Raw genomic sequence first — 18,938 nt, 5'->3', positions numbered from 1 at the left:
GTGAACGAGGATGTCGATCCTCAGGCGGGCTCCATCAGCCCGCCACCGGGCGCGCCGGTGAAAAGGCTGAGCTTCCGGTTGCCGGACCTCCCGCAGGTGCGCCAGTTCGCCGCGTCCGAGGCCCGCGAGGTGGGCATGGCGGAGGAGGCGGTGGGCGATTTCGTCATCGCCGTCAACGAGGTGGCCACCAACGCCGTCACCCACGGCACCGTCGACGCGCAGCTCCGTACCTGGGTCCACGACGGCGAATTGGTGGTCGAGGTCCACGACGAGGGCACCTGGAAGCCCGGCCCGATGCCCGGCTCGGTGGGCGGGATGGGACTCTGGGTGGCCCGCCTGCTCTCCTCCGACCTGTCGCTGCGGGTGGGCGGCGAGGGCAGCACGGTCATCATGCGCTTCCCCAGCAAGACCTGATTTCACGTGCGCGCGCGACGCCTCGTGATCCTCTCCTGATCATCGAGTGCGCCGCGCGCTGTCGTGTTGTGTCCGCTGTCGGCGTATGTTATCGGCGGGTCGTTTGTTATCGGCGGGTACGGCCTCGCCAGCCGCCGTAGCTCTTGACGCTGGCCGTGCCGATGCCCGCCTGGTGCAGCGCCAGCAGGGTGAGGCCGAGCAGCATGAACGTCGTGCCGGAGATTCCTGACCCGATGCTCACGTTCAGCAGGTCGAGCAGGAAGCCCAGGCCGAAAATGATCGCCGCGACTATCGCCAGCATGTCCCGTTACCTCGTTCCGTAGGCCGTATCGGTTGCGCGGCCTGCTTCGTGGTTTGCTTCGTGCTCTGAGAGGGTGAGCAGCCGCTCCAGCACGACCCGGTAGTCGCGCAGGGCCAGCCGCAGCTGCTCGGTGTCGCCCGCGCCCTTCCAGCGGTCGCGCAGCTCGCCCGTACGAGCCGCAAGACCGCTGGTGATCGCCTCGACCACCTCTTCGACCAGTCCTTCGGCCCGCTGGACGGCGTCACTGGGGTCGTCCACGAACGAGGTCTGCAGCTCGCGCCAGCGGCCCTGCACCTCGGACGGGTCCTGGTCGAACAGGACGACGGACTGAGGCGCGGCGTGGGCCGGCGCGCTCTCCACCGCCACGGGCTCGCCGGCCACGTCGTCGGTGTACTCGGGCTCGTCGCGCACGGGGTCCGGGCTCAGACCCGGCTCGGGCTCGGCGAGCATGTCGCCGCCCGTCGGGGCGTACGGCTCGTGGTGACGGGCGCCGTTCCCCTTGTCGTTCTCGCCGTTCTCCGTGTCGGCGGTCGCCCGGGACTGCTCGTCACGGACGATGTCTTCCCTGCTGAGGTCAGCGGTGGGGGTGTCGTTCGCGCGGAAGTCGTCGTTGGGGGCGTCATCGTCGTCGGTCTGGTCCGCCCGTTGCGACGGCACTTTCAGCTCGTCGCTCGTCATATCGGTCACCGTCCTCGCGTGGTCTCTTGTAGGAGCTCTTCGAAGAGCGCGCGGTAGTGCACCATCGCCTGACGGAGGTCCTCGGTGGAGGCCTCCTTCCTGGCGGCGCGCCCGCTGATCTCGTGGGCCGCCCGGTAGTGGTCCAGGGTGGCACCGTGCCCGACGGACAGATCGGACAACCGCTGCTCGAAGTCCTCCGTGGGGTAGCCGCGCTCCGCCATGACCGCCGCCACCAGCTGGTCGGCCTCGGATACCGCGAATCCGGGGGCGTCGACGAAGCGCTCCTGCACCTCGTTCCACCGGGTGGCGTAGCTGTCACGTGACTCCTCCGGCAGGGGCCGGATGTCCAGCTCGGAGTGGCGCTGCTCTCGGGCGAGCAACTCCTGCTCCGCGTCGCGCCTGCTGTCGTGCTCCGCCATCAGGCGTTCGTACTCGGGGCCGAAACGTGTGCGGAGGCGGCTGCGGCGCTGCTGCTGCAACACCACGTAGCCGACTGCGGCGAGGGCCACCACCGCGACCACGACGACGACCACCCAGATCAAGGTGGACATGATGTTCGCCTCCGGTCTCTAATGTCGAGACCAGCGACTGCCCCCGTACGAGCGCCCGAAACGCCGGTGTCAGCGGCCTTCCAGCGCTTTCCTGGCCGCTTCCAGCACTGTCGCGACGTGTGAGTCACCAGGGGCGGCGGCGACCTCCCTGAACCCGCTCACGCTGTCGTAGCCGACGTCGAGCCCGGCATCGACAAGCCGCTGCGCCCACCGCAAGGCGGTGTTCAACCGCTCGGCGGCCGGCGGCTTCCCCTGCGCGGCGGCGGACAGGTTCCGCAGGTTCGTGGCGGGCCCGGACTGCGCGTGCTTCCGCTCCAGCTTCCACGGTACGGCCCGGCTGTGATCGAGCATCGGCTTGGCCAGGCCCGCGGCCCGCTTGGCCTGCAACACCCCGGACTCACTCACCCCGAAGTGCGTGGCCAACTCCTGCACGCTCATCCCCTCGGCGACGAGCCTGGCCAGCTCACTCCGATCAACGGTCGGCCTGCGCCCCACGAGCCCCTCCTGCTGAGTACGCGTGTGGTTCTGATGTGCGCTAAGGTTATGACGTCTCGCCCCGCAGGGGGTGATCGACACAGACCGGGACGTAGCGCAGCTTGGTAGCGCACTTGACTGGGGGTCAAGGGGTCGCAGGTTCAAATCCTGTCGTCCCGACCAGGTTTCTCTGGTCGAGCAGGGTGTCACTCGAGAGAGTGGCACCCTTTTTCAATTCCGGGAAGCCAAGTGGCAGGCGGAAGCGGCCGCTTGTCCTATACATGGTCGGGATCGCGGTGGATCTGGATGGTCCATTCGGCCGCTAAGGCGGTCAGCGCGGCGACGGCCGAGACGACGGGGGCGACGATGAGCGCCGCGACGCCGACGGTCACGGGGATCTCCATCACGGTGTGGCCATAAGAGTCCTTGAGGATGATCCGGCGGACGTTGCCCTCGTGAATCAACGTCTTGATCTTGTCAGCGAGCTCCGTGCTGCGGACCTTGACCTCTTCCTTGGTGACGGTCATCTCTGCTGCTCTCCCTTCTGATTCGCTCCGCTTTCAGGATGCGTGCGGGCAGGCGCCGGGGCAGGAGGCGAAGGGCCCGTCATGCCCGCCGGTGGTCCTGGCCACGTTCGTCCAGGACGACGAGGCCGGAGGCGCTGTCGAAACGTTCGCCCAGTATGCCCGGCGTTTCAGGTCGGATCTAGGCGGAGCTGTGGTCTGCTCGCGCCCAGTCGGTCTCCCACTGCCGGTACCGGGCCCGGTTCATTCGCCGGCGGGCACCCAAGAACAAGCTCATCGCCGGCAACGCCGTCGCCAGGACGATGAGGGCGCCCGTCGCCAGGCCTCTGCCCACGAGTTCCGCCTTGTCAGCCGGTGGTGTGGCGAGCGTTCCGGCGGCGTCGACCCACACCGGCACCACCGAGCCGGCCTTGGCCGATGGGGACACCGGCACCAGGTGGCTGCGCGGAGTGCCGTGGAAAGTCCATCGCGCCATCGCCCGAGGCTCGGCCGTGGGTATCTCGGTGAACGGCGCGATGGCGCCCGGAGCGTCCTGCGACAACGTGGCCATGATCCGTACACGCGAATGACCTTGCTGATCGCGCAGGACGCTTTGGTAGGTGGCCCGGCCCGCGAGCACGGCCGGCCACAGGCTGGCCAGCACCAGCAGCAGGACTGCCAGGACAAGGGCGGACTCCAGCCGGTCGGAGCGGCGGCGCAACGGATTGCCATCCGGCCGGTACAACCGCACGCACAGCAACAGCGGATGGGATGAGTTCTTCACGGCGCACCTCCTTCTGTCCACTGTGCGGCTCTGCCGGCCATGACCGGCAGAGCCGTACGACTCGGCGCGACAGGGACCTTGGTCCTTCGCAGCGGCGCCAAGGCCGGCGTCCCCGGTTCGCTGGGGCGAAAGTCCTGGCGGAGCGGGACTATCGGCACTGACCGAAGATCGCAGGAAGAGATGTGCTGAAGGGACATCATTTCTGGGAGGTAGCGATGAGGGGTACAGGTTTCCGGCAGTGGCTATATCGCGGGGGACGGCCGAATCGCCTGGCAGGGGCGATGAACCGGCTCTCCGCCCTCCTCCACTCCACCGGCGTGCTGATGCCGGAGCGAATGGTGACCCTGGAGGTGCCAGGCCGCCGCACGGGGCGTCTCATCTCCTTTCCCCTGGTCGTCGCCGACTACCAGAACGAGCGCTACCTGGTGTCGATGCTCGGGGAGAAGGCCAACTGGGTGGGTAACGTACGGGCGGCAAAGGGAGAAGGGCTTCTACGGCACGGACGCAGCGAGAGGATCGTGCTCGAGGAGGTTCCCATCGAACTGCGCGCCCCTGTTCTTCGCCGCTACCTGGCGGTGGCGCCGGGTGCGCGGGCGCACATCCCCGTGGATCGGCGCGCCTCGCCGGCCGAGTTCGAGGCGATCGCCGATCGTTTCCCGGTCTTCCGTATCGTGCCCCCGACGGTGTCGTCCGCCGGCGGGTGATCTGAGCGGCGGGGTCATTCCTCGTCGGCAACGGTCATCGGGGAGCTCTCATCGTTGGAGCGTGGTCAGGTGGGTCGGGCCAGGTCCAGCCGCTGATGTACGAGGCGTCCTCGCCGTGTTCGCGGGTGTGGGCGCGGGCCTTGAGCCGTTCGTCGGACATGCGCTGGCGTAGGTGCGCGGCGTTGGTGCCGAGGCCGGGGACGCGGTCGATGACGTCCATGACCAGGTGATAGCGGTCGATGTCGTTGAGCATGGCCATGTCGAACGGCGTGGTGGTGGTGCCTTCCTCTTTGTAGCCGCGTACGTGAAGGTGTGCGTGCCCATGGCGGCGGTAGGTGAGGCGATGGATCAGCCAGGGGTAGCCGTGGAAGTTGAAGATCACTGGCCGGTCGGTGGTGAACAGGGCGTCGTACTCGGCGTCCGGCAGGCCGTGCGGGTGTTCCGAGGGCGGTTGCAGCCGCATCAGGTCGACGACGTTGACGACGCGTACTTTCAGCGACGGGAGGTGTTCGCGGAGCAGCGCGGCGGCGGCGAGGGTTTCCAGAGTGGGGACGTCACCCGCGCAGGCCAGCACCACGTCGGGGTCGGCGCCCTGATCGGTGGAGGCCCAGGGCAGAATGCCGAGGCCACGGGTGCAGTGCGCGATGGCCTCGTCCATGGTGAACAGGTCGAGCACCGGCTGCTTGCCGGCCACGACGACGTTGACGTAGTCGCGGGAGCGCAGGCAGTGGTCGCCGACAGAGAGCAGCGTGTTGGCGTCCGGCGGCAGATAGACCCGCACGACCTCGGCCTTCTTGTTGACCACGACGTCGAGGAAGCCCGGGTCCTGGTGGGAGAAGCCGTTGTGGTCCTGCCGCCACACGTGCGAGGAGAGCAGGTAGTTGAGCGAGGCGACCGGACGCCGCCACGGGATCCGCTTGGACGTCTCCACCCACTTGGCGTGCTGGTTGAACATCGCATCGATGATGTGGATGAACGCCTCATAGCAGTTGAACAGCCCATGCCGGCCGGTCAGCAGGTAGCCCTCCAGCCAGCCTTGGCACAGGTGCTCGCTCAGCACCTCCATGACCCGGCCGCCGGGGGCGAGGTTCTCGTCAGTTGATTCGACGATGGCGTTCCAGGCCCGGGTGGTCGCCTCGAAGACGGCTTGAAGCCGGTTGGAGGCCGTCTCGTCCGGGCCCATCAACCGGAAGTTCCGCGGGTTCGCCGCGATCACGTCGCGCAGGAACCGGCCCAGCACACGGGTGGGCTCGCTGGACTGCCCGGCAGGCGTTTTGACCTCTACGGCGTAGTCGCGGAAGTCTGGTAATGCGAGGGGTTCGAGCAGCTCACCGCCGTTGGCGTGCGGGCTGGCGCTCATCCGCCGTGCGCCGTGCGGAACCGTTTCCAAGATCTCGGCCACCGGCCGCCCATCGGCGTCGAACAGCTCATCGGGCCGGTAGGAGCGCATCCACTGCTCCAGCATGGCCAGGTGCTCGGGGTTGTCGCGGACGCCGGAGAGCGGCACCTGGTGGGCGCGCCAGGTGCCCTCCACCGGCAGCCCGTCCACCTCGCGCGGCCCGGTCCAGCCCTTGGGCGTGCGCAGGATGATCATCGGCAGGCGGTCGGCGCGGCCCTGCTTGTAGTCGGCGAGCTGGTCGAAGACGGTGTCGAGGGTCGTGGCCATCTGCTCGTGGTCGGGGCCGACGATGTGCGGCCGGTAGCCGTAGCCCTCCATCAGCGACAGCAACTCGGCCGAGGGGATGCGGGCCAGCACGGTCGGATTGGCGATCTTGTAGCCGTTCAGGTGCAGGATCGGCAGCACCACGCCGTCACGCGACGGGTCCAGGAACTTGTTGGAATGCCAGCTCCCCGCCAAAGGCCCGGTCTCCGCCTCGCCGTCGCCCACCACGCAGGCCACCACCAGGTCCGGGTTGTCGAAGGCGGCGCCGTAGGCGTGGGCGAGGGAGTAGCCGAGTTCGCCGCCCTCATGGATGGAGCCGGGTGTCTCGGGTGCCACATGGCTGGGGATGCCGCCGGGGAAGGAGAACTGCCGGAACAACCGCCGCATACCGGCGACGTCCCGCGAGACCTCCGGGTACTTCTCGGAGTACGAGCCCTCCAGCCAGGCGTGCGCCACCGCAGCCGGGCCGCCGTGCCCCGGACCGGCGATATAGATCATGTCCTGGTCACGCTCGGCGATGATGCGGTTGAGGTGGGCGAAGCAGAAGTTCAGGCCCGGCGTGGTGCCCCAATGGCCGAGTAAGCGCGGCTTGATGTGCTCAGGGCGCAGTGGCTCGGTGAGCAGCGGATTGTCCAGCAGATAGATCTGCCCCACCGACAGATAGTTCGCGGCACGCCAGTAGGCGTCCACCTGGCTCATGACATCCATCACGGTTACCTTCAGTCGCGAGGAGGCTTGGCGCGAGATGGCATGCACCAACGCCTCCAGATTTTTGGTGATCTAATCCCAATAGGGGCGGAAGTCCTGAATTGGCGCGGTCGTTCGGTCAGCGCAGGCGCCGCAGGAGCAGTGATGGCGGTGGCTCACAGGGTGCCACCCTGATGCGGGCGTCGACCGTGGTGGCGCCGTCGGAGCCGACGATGACGGGGTTGAGGTCGAGCTCGGCGATCTGGGGCAGGTCTTCCAGCAGCCTGCTCACTCGTACGAGCTGGTCGGCCAGGGCCTCCACGTCCACCGGAGGCGAGCCACGGTAGCCGTGCAGCAGCGGGGCGCAGCGCAGCTCGCCGATCATGTCGAGGGGGTCGGTGACGGGCGGCACCCGGAACGCGCGATCGGCCAGGAGGTCGGCCATGACGCCGCCCATGCCGACCATGGCCAGCGGGCCGAAGGCCGGGTAGTTGACGCCGCCGATGATGATCTCGACACCGCCCGGCAGCATGCGCTGGACGGTCGCGCCGGTCATCTGCGGGCCGATGTGCGCGGACATATCGTGGTACGCCTGTCGCACCTCGTCCGCGGTTCGGAGGCCGAGGCGGACGCCGCCGATGTCGCTCTTGTGCACCGGGCCGACGGCCTTGAGGACGACGGGCGGCCCGATGCGCTCGCTCGCGGCCGCGGCGGCCTCGGGGCCGTCCACCTCGATCGATTCCACCATCGTGACGCCGTAGCAGTCGAGCAGCCGGGCGGTGGTCGCGGGGGAGAGCCACCTGCCGTCCGGGTGGGCTGACAGCTCCTGTTGTACGAGCTGCCGCGCCGTCCGCTCGTGCACGCGGAAGGAGGCGGGTGCCGGCTCGGTGGGACGGTCGCGCCACTCGGCGTAGCGTACGGCGTGCGCGAGCGCTTCCACGGCCTGCTCGGGGAAGGCGTAGCTGGGCAGGTGGCCGTCGATCAGAGTGTCATGGCCGACGACGCAGGCCAGCACGGTCTTGCCCGCTCCCTTCGCGGCGATGGAAAGGGCCTGCCGAGTCTGCTCGAGCCCCGAGCCGAACGGTGGGGTGTACACGGCCAGGACCACGTCCACCTCCGGCGAGGCGGCCAGCGCCGCGACGGCGGCGCCGATCTCCTCGGCACTCGCGTCCGCGGTCAGGTCCACCGGGTTGCCCAGCGCCGCGGCGGTACGGGCCCGCAGCAGGCCGGGCGGCAGTTCGGGAACGACCAGACCCTGCTGCTCGCAGGCGTCGGCGGCCATCGCCTGAGGACCGCCCGAGTTGCCGACGATCGCCACCCGGCGGCCTCGGGGGAGGGGCTGGGCGGACAGCAGTTTGGCGGTGTCGATCAGCTCATGGACGCTGTCGAGCCGGATCACCCCCGAGGCGCGGACCAGGGCGTCCACGGCGACGTCGGGGGTGGCCGCGGCGGCGGTGTGCGAGCGCACCGCCCGATCTCCCGCGCCGCCGCGACCGCTCTTGACCAGCAACACCGGCTTGTGCGCGCCTACCCGGCGGGCGATGCGGGCGAACTTGCGCGGGTTGCCGAACGACTCCAGATACAGCGCGATCACGTCGGTGCCGTCGTCGTCCTCCCAGGATTCGAGCAGGTCGTTGCCGCTGACGTCGGCCTTGTTGCCGACCGAGACGAACGAGGAGACGTTCAGCCTTTCCAACAGCGCGGCCCCGACCGCGCCGGATTGCGAGACCAGCGCGACCCGGCCCGGGGCCGGATGGTGCGGCAGGAAGCTGGCGTTCAGGTGGGCCGCGGTGTTGATCACGCCCAGGCAGTTCGGGCCGATCAGCCGCATACCGGCTGTACGGCAGACGCGCACCAGTTGCGACTCCAGCTCGGGCTGCCCGGCTTCGGCGAACCCCGACGTGAGCACCACCAGTCCGGCCACACCGCCGTTCGCGCAGTCGCGGGCCACCTGAAGCACGTGCCGGGCGGGCACCGCCACGACCGCCAGGTCCACGCCGTCGGGCACCGTGGGGTGGCAGGTCAGTCCGGCCACCTCGGTCGCGTTCGGATTGACCGGGTGGATCGGGCCCTCGAAGCCCGCGTCGATGAGGTTGCGCAGCACCTTGTGACCGACGCCCCGCTCGTCTCGGCCGGCGCCGATCACCGCTACGGAGCGGGGGGCCAGCACCCGGGCCAGGGAGGCGCGTTTCGCCTCGTGGTCGCGGGCCTCGATGCCCGCGCGCAGCCGCGCGGTCGGCTCGGCGGCGATGGCCAGGTGCAGCATGCCGCCGTCGAAGCGCTGTGTGAGGTCCAGGCCGAGGTCGCGCAGCACTTTGATCATCCGCTGGTTCTCGGCCAGTACGTCCGCGATCAGCTCGCGCACGCCGTGCGTGGCGGCGTCCAGGGCCACGTGCTCCAGCAGCAGCGTGCCGAGCCCATGGCCGTGTACGGCGTCGTCGATGAGGATGGCCAGGTCGGCGCTGCCGTCGCGGATGGGGATGTACTCGGCGACCGCCACGAGCCGGCCCCGGAGGGTGGCCACCAGGGCATGGCCGTCGTACTTGTCGCTGGTGACGCGATCCATGTAGGAGTGCGCGGTGTTCCGGCCGCCGGTGAAGAAGCGCAAGTAGGCCGAGCGTTCGGACGAGCGGTCCACCAGCTCGTGCAGCGCCTGGCGATCGTCGGTCCGCAGTGGTCGCACGTGGGCGATCCCGCCGTCGCGCAGCAAGACGTCATATCCGTCGGTCATACCTTCGAGGCTGTCGGGCGATCGGCTCGGCAGGCAGTGCCGTACGGCCTTCGCCCGCGGGACCAAGGTCCCTACCCGCCGGCCCGCGCACGCGTCAGGCTGGCGGCATGAACGACATCGTGCTCGGCTACGACGGGTCGGACTTCTCCATGCAGGCCCTGGACTGGGCGCTGGACGAGGCGGAGCTCAGGCAGCTGCCGCTGACCGTCGCCCACGCCTGGCAGTGGCCTTACGGTGCGGCGGACGAGGACGCCAAGGCCCACCTGCGCAAGGCCGCCGAGCACGTGCTGTGGCACGGTGCCGAGTGCGCCCGCTCCACCAGCTCGGGCGTGCGCGTCGACACCGATCTGCACGAAGGGGCCGCCGCGCAGCGCCTCGTCGAGCTCTCCGACGACGCCGCCCTCATCGTGGTCGGCTCCCGCGGCCTGAGCGCGCTGCCCCGGGTGGTGGTCGGCTCGGTCGCCGGCTACGTCGCCGCCCACGCCGACTGCCCGGTCATCGTCGTCCGCGGCCCGGGCCCGCTGCCCGCGCCGACCAGGCGCGGCCCGATCATCGTGACCAGCAAGGATCCGGAGGCGGCCGTGCTGGACTTCGCCTTCGGCGAAGCCGCGCTGCGCCGGCTTCCGATCGCCTCCCCGGCCGACCTCTCCGAGTGGGCGGCGCGTCATCCCGGCGTGCGCGTTCAGCCGTACGACGCCGCCGACCACGCCACGCTGGTGGTCATCGGACGCACAGGAGCCACGCGTCACGGCGCCGCCGGCTACCTCCTGCAGCACGCACCTTGCCCGGTGGCGGTGGTGGGCCAAGCCTGAACCGTCCTGTTGAAGAGGGCCTGGCAGGCTGGGGGAGTTCGTCGCGGGCCTGACGATGCCGCGGCCCCGAGCGGCCCGCGTTCGGGACGTGGTCGCCACCGCGGGCCGGATCTGGTTGAGCGGGGTGTCACTCGCGGCCGGGGCGCAGGCCGGCGAACAGGTCGTCTTCGGGAACGGTGCCGTCGACGTGGGACCGAGCGAGGTGATAGTCCTCGACAGGCCACACCTCCCGCTCGGCGTCCCGATCGTGGAGCATGAACCCGCTGGCGGGGTCGATCTGCGTGGCGTGGGCGAGCAACGCCCGGTCCCGGACCTCGAAGTACTCCGCGCAGGCAATGCGGGTAGTGATCTCCAGCGCGGGGGCGTCGTCCGGGAGCTCTGCCAGCACGGCCGCCATTCCCGAGTCGATCCCGCGCGCTGTCAGGGCATCGTGCATGGCCTGGAACCAGGCTCGCGACAGGGTGCCCAGATAGTAGAGCTTGAGTGGCTGCCAGTGTTCGCCGTTTTCCGGATGACGAGTGGCGTCGAATGCCGCCATGGTCACCTGGTGCGTCTTGATGTGGTCGGGGTGTGGGTATCCGCCGGTCTCGTCGTAGGTCACGATCACGTGCGGGCGGAATTCGCGGATCAACGCCACCAGCCGCCCGGCCGCCTCCTCCAGCGGTTGGAGGGCGAAGCAGCCGTCCGGCAGCGGCTCGCCGTTCGCCGGCAGGCCCGAATCGACGAAGCCCAGGAAGTGCTGCCGGACGCCCAGGATCTCCCTGGCCGCCGCCATCTCGGCCCGCCGGATCTCGGTGAGGTTCTCCCGTACGCCGGGCCGGTCCATCGCGGGGTTCAGCACGTCGCCGCGCTCCCCGCCCGTACAGGTGACCACCAGGACGTCCACACCCTCCGCGGCGTACTTGGCGAGTGTCGCCGCGCCCTTGCTCGACTCGTCGTCAGGATGGGCGTGCACGCTCATCAGGCGAAGGGGCTCTCCTGGCGTGATCCGCGACGTCATCTCTGCCTTTCTTCGGTCCACTCCGTCAGGCGGCGGAGGAACGTGGTCGTGGTGGGAAGGGGTACGCCCGGCAACATCGCCAGGTGGAAGACATGGGGCATGCCCTCGTAGACATCGAGGGTGACCGCCGTTCCCGCTGCCGAGGCGGCCGCCGCGAAGCGCCGGGCATCGTCGAGCAGCACCTCCGCGGAACCGGCTATCAGCAGAAGGGCCGGCAGGCCACGAAGATCGCCGTACAGGGGGGATTGAGGCGCCAGATCCGGTCGAGCTCCTGCCAGGTACTGGGTCGCGACGCCCTTCAGTACCGCCCGATTGATCATGTCTCGTTCGTCGTTGGTGTCCAGCGACGGGCTGGACAGGGTCAGATCGGTCAAGGGGGACACCGCGATCACTGCGGCCGGCATCGGGGCCGCGCTTTCCTTGAGTGCCAGCAGCGCCGACAGGGCGAGGGTGCCGCCTGCCGACTCGCCGAACAGGATGATCCGGGACTCCGGTACGCCCTGATCGAGCAGCCTGCTGTAGACGGCCGTCACGTCGTCGAGCGCCGCCGGGTAGGGGTGGGCAGGGGCGAGCCGGTAGTCCACCGCGAAGACCGGCCGAGTTGTCGCCTTGGACAGATGGCAGGCGATGAGTCGTTCCATCCGGGGTTCGGTGTGGGTGAAGCCGCCGCCGTGAATGTACAGCGTGATACCGGCCTCCGCCGCCGAACGCCCAGAGGTGTTGACCCACTGCCCGGCGGCCCCCTCCATGTGCGGGAGCGCCGGAGTGAAATCGGCGTCCGCGGGCGGCTCCGGGGTCCCGGCTGCCAGCGCACGCATCTGCGCCATGACCGCTGCGGTCTCGTCGGAACCGGCGGGGATGTTCAAGGATTCCCTCCCGTATTGCTTGGGTGGGACATAAATTTAGGATGGACATAAAAATGTGTCAAGCATCGATTTATGATCGGCCTATGAGAGGATGTGGTGTCATGGCCACGGGACTTCGCGAGCTCAAGAAGCAGCAGACGCGGCAGGCGATCTCCAACGCCGCGACGAGACTGTTCATCGAGCGCGGCTTCGAAGCGGTGACCATCACCGAGATCGCGGCCGCCGCCCAGGTGGCCAAGATGACCGTCACCAACTACTTCCCCCGCAAGGAAGACCTCGCCCTCGACCATCACGAGACGTTCGCCGCCAGCCTGGCCCGCACCGTCGCCGACCGGTCGGCGGGGGAGTCCGCGCTGGCCGCCCTGCGTCGCGAGTTCCTTGCCGGGGTGGAGCGGCACGACGCCGTCATCGGCTTCTCCAGTCAGGGCTTCGCCCGCATGATCAGCGACAGCCCCACCCTTACCGCCCGGCTACGCGACCTGCACGACCAGCGCGAAGACGCCCTCGCCCAGGTCCTTGCCGCCGACACCGCGTCCACACCCGGCGATCTCACGGCCCGCGCGGCGGCCGCCCTGCTCGGTGCCGCCCACCGCACCCTGTTCGAGCACATCATGGATCTCACGAGGGAGGGGCGGAGCAACCGCCAGATCGCCTCCACCGTGACCCGCTCGGCCCGCCAGGTGTTCGGGCTGCTGGAAGTCTCTATGGCCGACTATGCGATGCGGTGACAGCATGATCAGACGCGATCTGTAGGAGCACCACGTCCACCTGCCGACCTTCCCGTACGAAGGTGCCGGGTCTTGTGGGGATGGATGCCCGTGTGCTGGGCTCCGTCAGGGACGGACGGCGCCGAGCAGGCGGTTACGCCAGTAGTCGTCGAGAGCGACCACCTTCACGACGTCGCCCGTCTGAGGTGCGTGGACCATCTTCCCGTCGCCCGCGTACATGCCCATGTGCCCCAGCCCCTTGCTGAAGAGCAAGTCGCCGGGCTGCAACGCGTCGAGGGGGACGTGGCGGCTGGCGCCCCAGCTCCATTGGGTGTACGTGGTGCGCGGGATCTCGACTCCCGCGCTACGCCAGGCGGCCTGGGTGAGGCTGGAGCAGTCGTAGGAGCCCGGCCCCACGGCGCCGTACTGGTAGGGCTTGCCGATCTGGGCGAAGGCGAACTGGAGCGCCAGGCGGGCGTTGCCGGAGGCCGGTCCGGTGTACGGGATGCCCGTGCTGTTGGGGTCGCCGGTCTTGAAGGCGCCCAGTCGGCGCAGCAGCTTGGTCTGCTCCTTGATGAGCTTTTCCACCTTCTCCTTCTCGCCGCGTACCTTGTCGCGCGCCGCGTCGGCATCCGCCAGGACGCTTTTGGCCGCCGCGCGGCTGTCGCGCAGGTCCTTGGTGGTCGCATCGAAGGCGAGCACCTTCGCGGCCCTGTCCTGCGCGATCTGGTCCAGAGAGGCCATGCTGCTCAGCGTCGTTTCCGGGCTGTTCTGGAAGGCGAATCGTTGCCAGGTGAGCGGGCCGGTCTGGTAGTCGCCGACGGCCGCCGTGACGAGGTCTCTGCGCAGTGTGGCGACTCGCTCATCCTTGCGGCCGATTTCGGCGTTGAGAGCGTCGTACTTCTTCTTGGCCGACTTGTACGCCTCCGTGGCCTGGTTGTGCCGCTCGACCAGGTCGTCCGCCTGCTCGTTCAGCTTCACCAGCTTGGCCCTGGCCCTGGCGGGCGACGGAGGCGCGGCGGCGGCACCGCCGGGATTGGAGACCAATACGGCCGAGGCCAGTGCCGCCGCCATAGCTGTCTGCCCAAGCCTTGTCGGCACGGCCACTACGATGCCTCCTCGTAAGTCTCCAAACCTGGGGCGCAATAGTACAGAAGGCGGGGGGCCGGTTGGCCTGTTCGCAGGGATTGCTCTCGCTGGCGGGACATACTATCTGGCCTAGCGGATGTCATCTCATAAGGAGATAAGCGTGCCGTTCGGCGACAAGAAGGCGCGCCCGGCCCCAAGAGCGGGGGAGCCGGGCGCGGCGTTGGGTGTCACTCTCCTTTGTCCGCTTTGTTCGCGGTAGGTCACCGGCGGGTGGTGGCGGGCTCGGCCGTACGGGTGCGCAGTGTCAGGGCGGCGAGCAGGGTGCCCGCGGCGGCGATGCCGGCGGCGCCGATGAAGGCGGAGGAGAAGCCGTTGGTCAGGGCGGGCAGGTCGCCGAGTTGCCCGGCGCCGTTGGCGGCGGCGACGGCGGTCATGGCGGCCAGGCCGAGCGCGGAGCCGACCTGGTAGCTGGTGTTGACGATGCCGGAGGCGAGGCCGCCTTCCTCTGGGCGGGCGGAGGAGATGGCGGTGCCGAGTGAGGGGATGAAGGCCATGGACATCCCGAGGGCGGCGACGAGGCTGGCGGGCAGGACGTCTCCGGCGAAGGTGCCGTTCGGGCTGATCAGGGACAGCCAGCCCATGCCGGCGGTGAGCAGGGCCAGGCCGGTGATGGTCGTGGCCTTGGGGCCGAACCGGTTGATGGTCCGCGGCGCGAGCACGATCATGCCGATCATGATGAGTACGGTCATCGGGAGCAGGGCGGCGCCGCTGGGGAAGGCGCTGTAGCCGAGGACCTGCTGCAGGTAGAGGTTGAGGAAGAACCACATCGGGATCCAAGCCCCGCCGAGCAGCAACTGGGTGAGGTTGGCGGCGGCGAGGTTCGGGGTGCGGAAGATCGACAGCCGCATGAGCGGTTCGCGGCGGCGGGCCTGGATGACGACGAACGCGGCCAGCAGAGCCACGGCGCCGGCCAGCACGAGCCAGGTCTGCGCGGAACCCCAGCCGATCTCGGGCGCCCGGACGATGGCGTAGACCGCGGCGCCGAGACCGGCGGTGACAGTGAGCGCGCCGGTCACGTCGATGGAGCCGCGCTGGGCTTGGGCGGCGGGCATCAGCGGGCCGGTGGCCACCAGTGCGACGAGCGCGATGGGGATGTTGATGTAGAAGACCCAGGGCCAGCTCAGGTATTCGGTGATGAGGCCGCCGAGGAACACTCCCGCGGTGCCGCCGGCCGGGGCCGCGGCGCCGTACAGGGCCAGGGCCTTGGTGAGCTCCTTGGGGTCTCGGCCGAAGAGCATCATGAGCAGGGTGAGCGCGGAGGGGGCGATCAATGCCGCGCCGATTCCCTGGACGGCGCGGCCGGTCAGCTCGACCCACACCTCGGGGGCGATGCCGGCGGCCAGGGAGCCGGCGAGCAGGATCAGCCAGCCGGCGGCGAAGAGCCGGCGGGCGCCGAACAGGTCGGACAGCCGGCCGCCGAGCAGGAGCAGCCCGCCGAAGGCGACGACGTAGGCGTTGAAGACCCAGGACAGGGTATGAACTGTCGCTGGCATTCGCTATGCGAGCGTGTGGTTACCGTTAGAACTGTTGTTGGATTTCTCTGGCCCGATCGGTTGCGACGGATAGTAATCGTGCGGTAATTTTCTGTCACAGCCGGGTGCCTGACTGAGCGCCCGGTCCCCGCCCCCGTTGGTGTCCGCACCATCGGGATAGCGTCCGGCGGGGCGGTGGCCCAAGAGGCGCACTCCCTCCAGCAGTGCGCAGTCAGGCCCCGACAACGCGGTTCTCAAACCACGGTCCGCCCGGCTCGCCGGACGGACGCGGCTTCGGCTTCCACCAGATCACTACCCGACCTCAGTCGGGCGCGACGAGACTACGCCGATGTCCGCTTTACCTGGGTAAACACGGGGAACCGAAGACGCTCTCCTGGGAGAAACCGTGGCCTTTCCTGGAAGCGGGGCAGGGCCACGCCGATGATCGACGTGTCCATGATGACGATGAACTGGGCCATGGCGATCAGGGCCAAGGCGGTCCAGCGCCTGGGGGATGGTGCGGACATGGTGCACTCTCCAGACGTCTATACCAGGGTTGGGTATGTCGCGAGTAGATTTATACCCCTATGGGGTATGTATCAAGTGTGGTGCCACAGTCGCATCGCCGCGGTGGCGGCGTGAAGAGCGGTGCGCTGGCGGTCTGAACGGAGTACAACGCATGTGCCTCCCGCCGTCCGGGAGCGCAGTACTATGAGCAATAGTTGAAGCGAGTCGGCGTGTGAGCGCACGCTCGGGTCTCAAGCACTGAGCAGCGTGCGGGGGAGGAGGGGCGCGTGGGCGGATCGGTCCGCTGGTCGTCCCTTCTCTGTCCGCGATGGCTGTTGCCGGTGATGCTCGTCCTGGGTGTCTGGGGCATGCATACGCTCGGGCACCTGGCCTCGCATGAGACCTCCTCGCCCCTCGGCTCGTACGCTCCGGCGCACATGGAGGCTTCTGAGAAGGCGATGCCGGAGGGCGGGACGGAGCTCATCGGGCAGGCGGCGACCGTCGGTGTGCTCAGCGGGCCCTTGCTGGGCTCCGGGAGCTCGGTCTGGCCGGATCCGACCGATGTGTGCCTGGCCGTGCTGCCCTTGATCGTCGCGCTGTTGATCGCGGTGATCTTGGCCATGATGCGGCCGTGGCCAGGAGCGATGGCCGCCAGGAGGCCATGGGTGGGCGGAGTGGCCAGGTCGCCGCCACGCCGCCTGGCCCCTGCCCTCGCCGGGCTCTCAGTGATGCGTACATAGGCCGATCCATCTGCGGACGATCCTCAGGGTCGTCCGGGAGGTGTCAGCCATGCACGTCAATCTTCAGAGAGACCACCATGTTCACGAATATCAGGAAATTCTCCGCCATCGTCGCCACCTCGGGCGCCGCGCTGATCCTGCTGACCGCATGCGGCGGTACGGACAGTGCCTCGATGGACGGGAAGGACATGTCCACCATGTCCAGCGCTCCGGCCGCCACGTCGGCGAGCGCTCAGGCGAGTGATCAGGCGACTGCTCAGGCGGCGGCGACGTTCAACGACGCGGACGTGATGTTCGCGCAGATGATGATCCCGCACCACCAGCAGGCGGTCGAGATGGCCGAGCTGGCCGAGACGCGGGCCTCCGACAAGGAGGTCAAGGAGCTGGCGGCGAAGATCAAGGGAGCTCAGGATCCGGAGATCCAGACCATGAAGGGCTGGCTCACCGACTGGGGTAAGCCGCTGCCGTCCGGCGGCATGGACCAGGGGATGGGGCATGGCATGCCCGGGATGATGTCCGCGGAGGACATGAAGAGGCTGGAAGACGCCAAGGGGACCGCGTTCGACAAGGGGTTCGCCGAGCTGATGATCGCCCACCACAACGGCGCGATCACCATGGCGCGCACCGAGCAGTCCCAGGGTTCCAACCCTGAGGCGAAGGAGCTGGCCAAGGCCATCGAGAGCGCCCAGCTGGCCGAAGTGGACCAGATGAAGAAGATCCTCGACCGGCTCTAGCGGCTGGTGCCGGCTGCCCGGTCGCCGGGCAGCCGGCCAGGCTCGTCGCCGGGGTGAAACGCGCAGGTGAGAGCCCTTCTGAGCAGGGTAGAAGCCCTCCTCGTAGGTTGATGTCCTGCGATCGGGGGGTTCAGCAGGGATGATCACCAAACCAGCCGGCGTTTCCTTGGTGACGGGAGCGCTACTGCTCGCCGCCTGCGGCGGCATGACGGCGGGCCGGAGCGCGTCCGCCTTTCCCAACGCCGTGCGGGCGGCCGCGACGCCGACGACGAGCGCACAACCGGGAGCCGAATTCAACGACGCGGACGTGATGTTCGCGCAGATGATGATCCCGCACCACCAGCAGGCGGTGGAGATGGCCGAGCTGGCCGAGACGCGGGCCTCCGACAAGGAGGTCAAGGAGCTGGCGGCGAAGATCAAGGCGGCTCAGGATCCGGAGATCCAGACCATGAAGGGCTGGCTCACCGACTGGGGTAAGCCGCTGCCGTCCGGCGGCATGGACCAGGGGATGGGGCATGGCATGCCCGGGATGATGTCCGCTGAGGACATGAAGAAGCTCGAAGACGCCAAGGGCTCCGCCTTCGACAAGGCATTCCTCCAGATGATGATCGTTCACCACAAGGGCGCGATCACCATGGCCCGCACCGAGCGGGAGCGCGGGAAGAATCCGGAGGCGAAGCAGCTCGCCGACACCATCGAGACCGGCCAGCAGGCCGAAGTGGACCAGATGCAGAAGATCCTCGCTCGGCTCCAATAGCGCGACGGGCTGCTGGGCTTCGTCGGGTGAGGAGCGCGTGCGTCACGCGTAGGCGTCAGGGGGTGAGGAGGGCGTCCGCCACGCGGCGTATGCGCTCGCGCAGGTCCGGCGCGTGCGGGCCACGCGTCAGGAGGAGTTGATGCGCCGCCCCGACCAGGGCGAGGGCGATCGAGGCGGTGTCGGCGCCGAGTGGGACGCGGCCGAGCTGCTGCTCGGCCGCCAGGTAGTCGGCGATCACGCGCTCGCTCGCATCCAGCTCCAGCGCCCCCTCGCTGTGCGCCTCGCCCAGCTTGCTCACAATGGACGGCCTGGCCAAGGCGAGCCCGCCGAGCGCGAGCAGGTTGCCGGCGAACAGCGGCTCGATGGTCACCATCACGTTGTCCACCACGGCCCCCGATCCGGCCTGGGTGGCCAGCCCCCGGAGGCGTACGGTCGCCGTCCGCGCCCGGTCGACGAAGAGCGCGGCCAGGAAGCTGTCCAGGTCGCCGAAGTGGTTGTGGAGCAGCCCGGCGGCGACCCCGGCCTCCCGGGTGATCGCCCGGCTGGTCAGCCCGGATGGCCCCTCGCGCAGCAGGATCCGCTCGGCGGCGTCGAAGAGCTGCTGTCGTACCTCAGGGATGGTGACGCCGCGCGGTGACATGGCTCCGGAGTCTACCGAACTTGCCAGAATGAACACTCGCTCATACTGTATGAGCGAGTGTTCA

The 18,938-nt window shown here is 68.9% G+C and carries 20 protein-coding genes and 1 tRNA gene; 8 read left to right on the top strand and 13 right to left on the bottom strand.

Annotated elements, in window-relative coordinates; translation table 11 throughout:
- A complete protein-coding gene (locus ACQP2T_RS38150) occupies window positions 1–414 on the top strand; it encodes an ATP-binding protein (RefSeq protein WP_433509746.1) in 414 nt (137 codons plus the stop codon).
- Between the two features lie 106 nt (window positions 415–520).
- Here ACQP2T_RS38150 and ACQP2T_RS38145 read toward each other — a convergent pair whose 3' ends face one another.
- From ACQP2T_RS38145 to ACQP2T_RS38130, 4 genes are all read right to left on the bottom strand, one after another.
- Entirely contained in the window at window positions 521–715 is a 195-nt protein-coding gene (locus ACQP2T_RS38145; protein WP_219538302.1) for a hypothetical protein, read from the bottom strand.
- A gap of 6 nt (window positions 716–721) precedes the next feature.
- Window positions 722–1,393 (bottom strand): hypothetical protein, encoded by a 672-nt coding sequence (locus tag ACQP2T_RS38140; protein WP_433509745.1) that lies wholly within the window; start codon window positions 1,391–1,393, stop codon window positions 722–724.
- 5 nt (window positions 1,394–1,398) lie between these two features.
- On the bottom strand, window positions 1,399–1,944 hold the full coding sequence (locus ACQP2T_RS38135; RefSeq protein WP_433509744.1) for a hypothetical protein: 546 nt from the start codon (window positions 1,942–1,944) through the stop codon (window positions 1,399–1,401).
- Between the two features lie 69 nt (window positions 1,945–2,013).
- On the bottom strand, window positions 2,014–2,439 hold the full coding sequence (locus ACQP2T_RS38130; protein WP_433509743.1) for a hypothetical protein: 426 nt from the start codon (window positions 2,437–2,439) through the stop codon (window positions 2,014–2,016).
- A gap of 85 nt (window positions 2,440–2,524) precedes the next feature.
- Between ACQP2T_RS38130 and ACQP2T_RS38125 the strand changes: the two genes are divergently transcribed.
- Window positions 2,525–2,601: transfer RNA gene (locus ACQP2T_RS38125), tRNA-Pro, on the top strand.
- Window positions 2,602–2,693: 92 nt separating this feature from the next.
- Here the strand turns inward: ACQP2T_RS38125 and ACQP2T_RS38120 are convergent.
- The gene (locus ACQP2T_RS38120; RefSeq protein WP_433509742.1) at window positions 2,694–2,945 is read right to left on the bottom strand and encodes a DUF4342 domain-containing protein; all 252 of its coding nucleotides are present in this window, start codon (window positions 2,943–2,945) and stop codon (window positions 2,694–2,696) included.
- A gap of 178 nt (window positions 2,946–3,123) precedes the next feature.
- A complete protein-coding gene (locus tag ACQP2T_RS38115) occupies window positions 3,124–3,705 on the bottom strand; it encodes an Rv1733c family protein (RefSeq protein ID WP_433509741.1) in 582 nt (193 codons plus the stop codon).
- Window positions 3,706–3,986: 281 nt separating this feature from the next.
- On the opposite strand from ACQP2T_RS38115, the gene ACQP2T_RS38110 reads away from it, so the two are divergent.
- Window positions 3,987–4,409 (top strand): nitroreductase family deazaflavin-dependent oxidoreductase, encoded by a 423-nt coding sequence (locus ACQP2T_RS38110; RefSeq protein WP_433509740.1) that lies wholly within the window; start codon window positions 3,987–3,989, stop codon window positions 4,407–4,409.
- Between the two features lie 34 nt (window positions 4,410–4,443).
- Here ACQP2T_RS38110 and ACQP2T_RS38105 read toward each other — a convergent pair whose 3' ends face one another.
- On the bottom strand, window positions 4,444–6,780 hold the full coding sequence (locus ACQP2T_RS38105) for a phosphoketolase family protein (protein WP_433509739.1): 2,337 nt from the start codon (window positions 6,778–6,780) through the stop codon (window positions 4,444–4,446).
- 118 nt (window positions 6,781–6,898) lie between these two features.
- Window positions 6,899–9,490: a GNAT family N-acetyltransferase gene (locus ACQP2T_RS38100; RefSeq protein WP_433509738.1), complete on the bottom strand. Its 2,592-nt coding sequence runs from the start codon at window positions 9,488–9,490 to the stop codon at window positions 6,899–6,901.
- Between the two features lie 107 nt (window positions 9,491–9,597).
- On the opposite strand from ACQP2T_RS38100, the gene ACQP2T_RS38095 reads away from it, so the two are divergent.
- On the top strand, window positions 9,598–10,302 hold the full coding sequence (locus ACQP2T_RS38095) for a universal stress protein (protein ID WP_433509737.1): 705 nt from the start codon (window positions 9,598–9,600) through the stop codon (window positions 10,300–10,302).
- A 127-nt stretch (window positions 10,303–10,429) separates the two neighbouring features.
- On the opposite strand, the gene mca is transcribed toward ACQP2T_RS38095, so the two are convergent.
- Window positions 10,430–11,263, bottom strand: coding sequence for a mycothiol conjugate amidase Mca (gene mca, locus ACQP2T_RS38090; protein ID WP_433509736.1), 834 nt, complete (start codon window positions 11,261–11,263; stop codon window positions 10,430–10,432).
- 35 nt (window positions 11,264–11,298) lie between these two features.
- Entirely contained in the window at window positions 11,299–12,168 is an 870-nt protein-coding gene (locus ACQP2T_RS38085) for an alpha/beta fold hydrolase (RefSeq protein WP_433509735.1), read from the bottom strand.
- Window positions 12,169–12,269: 101 nt separating this feature from the next.
- Here ACQP2T_RS38085 and ACQP2T_RS38080 point away from each other — a divergent pair, with 101 nt between their 5' ends.
- Entirely contained in the window at window positions 12,270–12,896 is a 627-nt protein-coding gene (locus ACQP2T_RS38080) for a TetR/AcrR family transcriptional regulator (protein WP_433509734.1), read from the top strand.
- Between the two features lie 105 nt (window positions 12,897–13,001).
- Here the strand turns inward: ACQP2T_RS38080 and ACQP2T_RS38075 are convergent, their stop codons facing one another.
- Together ACQP2T_RS38075 and ACQP2T_RS38070 are read right to left on the bottom strand one after the other, a co-directional pair.
- Window positions 13,002–13,976 (bottom strand): C40 family peptidase, encoded by a 975-nt coding sequence (locus tag ACQP2T_RS38075; protein WP_433509733.1) that lies wholly within the window; start codon window positions 13,974–13,976, stop codon window positions 13,002–13,004.
- Between the two features lie 248 nt (window positions 13,977–14,224).
- Entirely contained in the window at window positions 14,225–15,517 is a 1,293-nt protein-coding gene (locus ACQP2T_RS38070) for an MFS transporter (protein ID WP_433509732.1), read from the bottom strand.
- 773 nt (window positions 15,518–16,290) lie between these two features.
- On the opposite strand from ACQP2T_RS38070, the gene ACQP2T_RS38065 reads away from it, so the two are divergent.
- From ACQP2T_RS38065 to ACQP2T_RS38055, 3 genes are all read left to right on the top strand, one after another.
- Window positions 16,291–16,743, top strand: coding sequence for a hypothetical protein (locus tag ACQP2T_RS38065; protein WP_433509731.1), 453 nt, complete (start codon window positions 16,291–16,293; stop codon window positions 16,741–16,743).
- Window positions 16,744–16,820: 77 nt separating this feature from the next.
- Window positions 16,821–17,477 (top strand): DUF305 domain-containing protein, encoded by a 657-nt coding sequence (locus tag ACQP2T_RS38060; protein WP_433509730.1) that lies wholly within the window; start codon window positions 16,821–16,823, stop codon window positions 17,475–17,477.
- A gap of 139 nt (window positions 17,478–17,616) precedes the next feature.
- Window positions 17,617–18,234 carry a DUF305 domain-containing protein gene (locus ACQP2T_RS38055; protein ID WP_433509729.1) on the top strand — a complete coding sequence of 206 codons (618 nt, stop codon included), beginning with the start codon at window positions 17,617–17,619 and terminating at the stop codon, window positions 18,232–18,234.
- Between the two features lie 55 nt (window positions 18,235–18,289).
- Here ACQP2T_RS38055 and ACQP2T_RS38050 read toward each other — a convergent pair whose 3' ends face one another.
- Window positions 18,290–18,874, bottom strand: a complete 585-nt coding sequence (locus ACQP2T_RS38050; protein ID WP_433509728.1) for a TetR family transcriptional regulator — start codon at window positions 18,872–18,874, stop codon at window positions 18,290–18,292.
- Window positions 18,875–18,938: the final 64 nt, after the last annotated feature.

This window comes from Nonomuraea sp. CA-143628, from assembly GCF_050942315.1.
Classification (GTDB): domain Bacteria; phylum Actinomycetota; class Actinomycetes; order Streptosporangiales; family Streptosporangiaceae; genus Nonomuraea.
This window is presented reverse-complemented; position numbering and strand designations above follow the sequence as displayed.

Bases quoted from the DNA above. Each gene is read 5' to 3' on its own strand.
- ACQP2T_RS38145 (WP_219538302.1), bottom strand. From the start codon at position 715: ATGCTGGCGATAGTCGCGGCGATCATTTTCGGCCTGGGCTTCCTGCTC.
- ACQP2T_RS38140 (WP_433509745.1), bottom strand. From the start codon at position 1,393: ATGACGAGCGACGAGCTGAAAGTGCCGTCGCAACGGGCGGACCAGACC.
- ACQP2T_RS38135 (WP_433509744.1), bottom strand. From the start codon at position 1,944: ATGTCCACCTTGATCTGGGTGGTCGTCGTCGTGGTCGCGGTGGTGGCC.
- ACQP2T_RS38120 (WP_433509742.1), bottom strand. From the start codon at position 2,945: ATGACCGTCACCAAGGAAGAGGTCAAGGTCCGCAGCACGGAGCTCGCT.
- ACQP2T_RS38110 (WP_433509740.1), top strand. From the start codon at position 3,987: ATGAACCGGCTCTCCGCCCTCCTCCACTCCACCGGCGTGCTGATGCCG.
- ACQP2T_RS38105 (WP_433509739.1), bottom strand. From the start codon at position 6,780: ATGGATGTCATGAGCCAGGTGGACGCCTACTGGCGTGCCGCGAACTAT.
- ACQP2T_RS38100 (WP_433509738.1), bottom strand. From the start codon at position 9,490: ATGACCGACGGATATGACGTCTTGCTGCGCGACGGCGGGATCGCCCAC.
- ACQP2T_RS38095 (WP_433509737.1), top strand. From the start codon at position 9,598: ATGAACGACATCGTGCTCGGCTACGACGGGTCGGACTTCTCCATGCAG.
- mca (WP_433509736.1), bottom strand. From the start codon at position 11,263: ATGAGCGTGCACGCCCATCCTGACGACGAGTCGAGCAAGGGCGCGGCG.
- ACQP2T_RS38080 (WP_433509734.1), top strand. From the start codon at position 12,270: ATGGCCACGGGACTTCGCGAGCTCAAGAAGCAGCAGACGCGGCAGGCG.
- ACQP2T_RS38070 (WP_433509732.1), bottom strand. From the start codon at position 15,517: ATGCCAGCGACAGTTCATACCCTGTCCTGGGTCTTCAACGCCTACGTC.
- ACQP2T_RS38060 (WP_433509730.1), top strand. From the start codon at position 16,821: ATGTTCACGAATATCAGGAAATTCTCCGCCATCGTCGCCACCTCGGGC.
- ACQP2T_RS38055 (WP_433509729.1), top strand. From the start codon at position 17,617: ATGATCACCAAACCAGCCGGCGTTTCCTTGGTGACGGGAGCGCTACTG.
- ACQP2T_RS38050 (WP_433509728.1), bottom strand. From the start codon at position 18,874: ATGTCACCGCGCGGCGTCACCATCCCTGAGGTACGACAGCAGCTCTTC.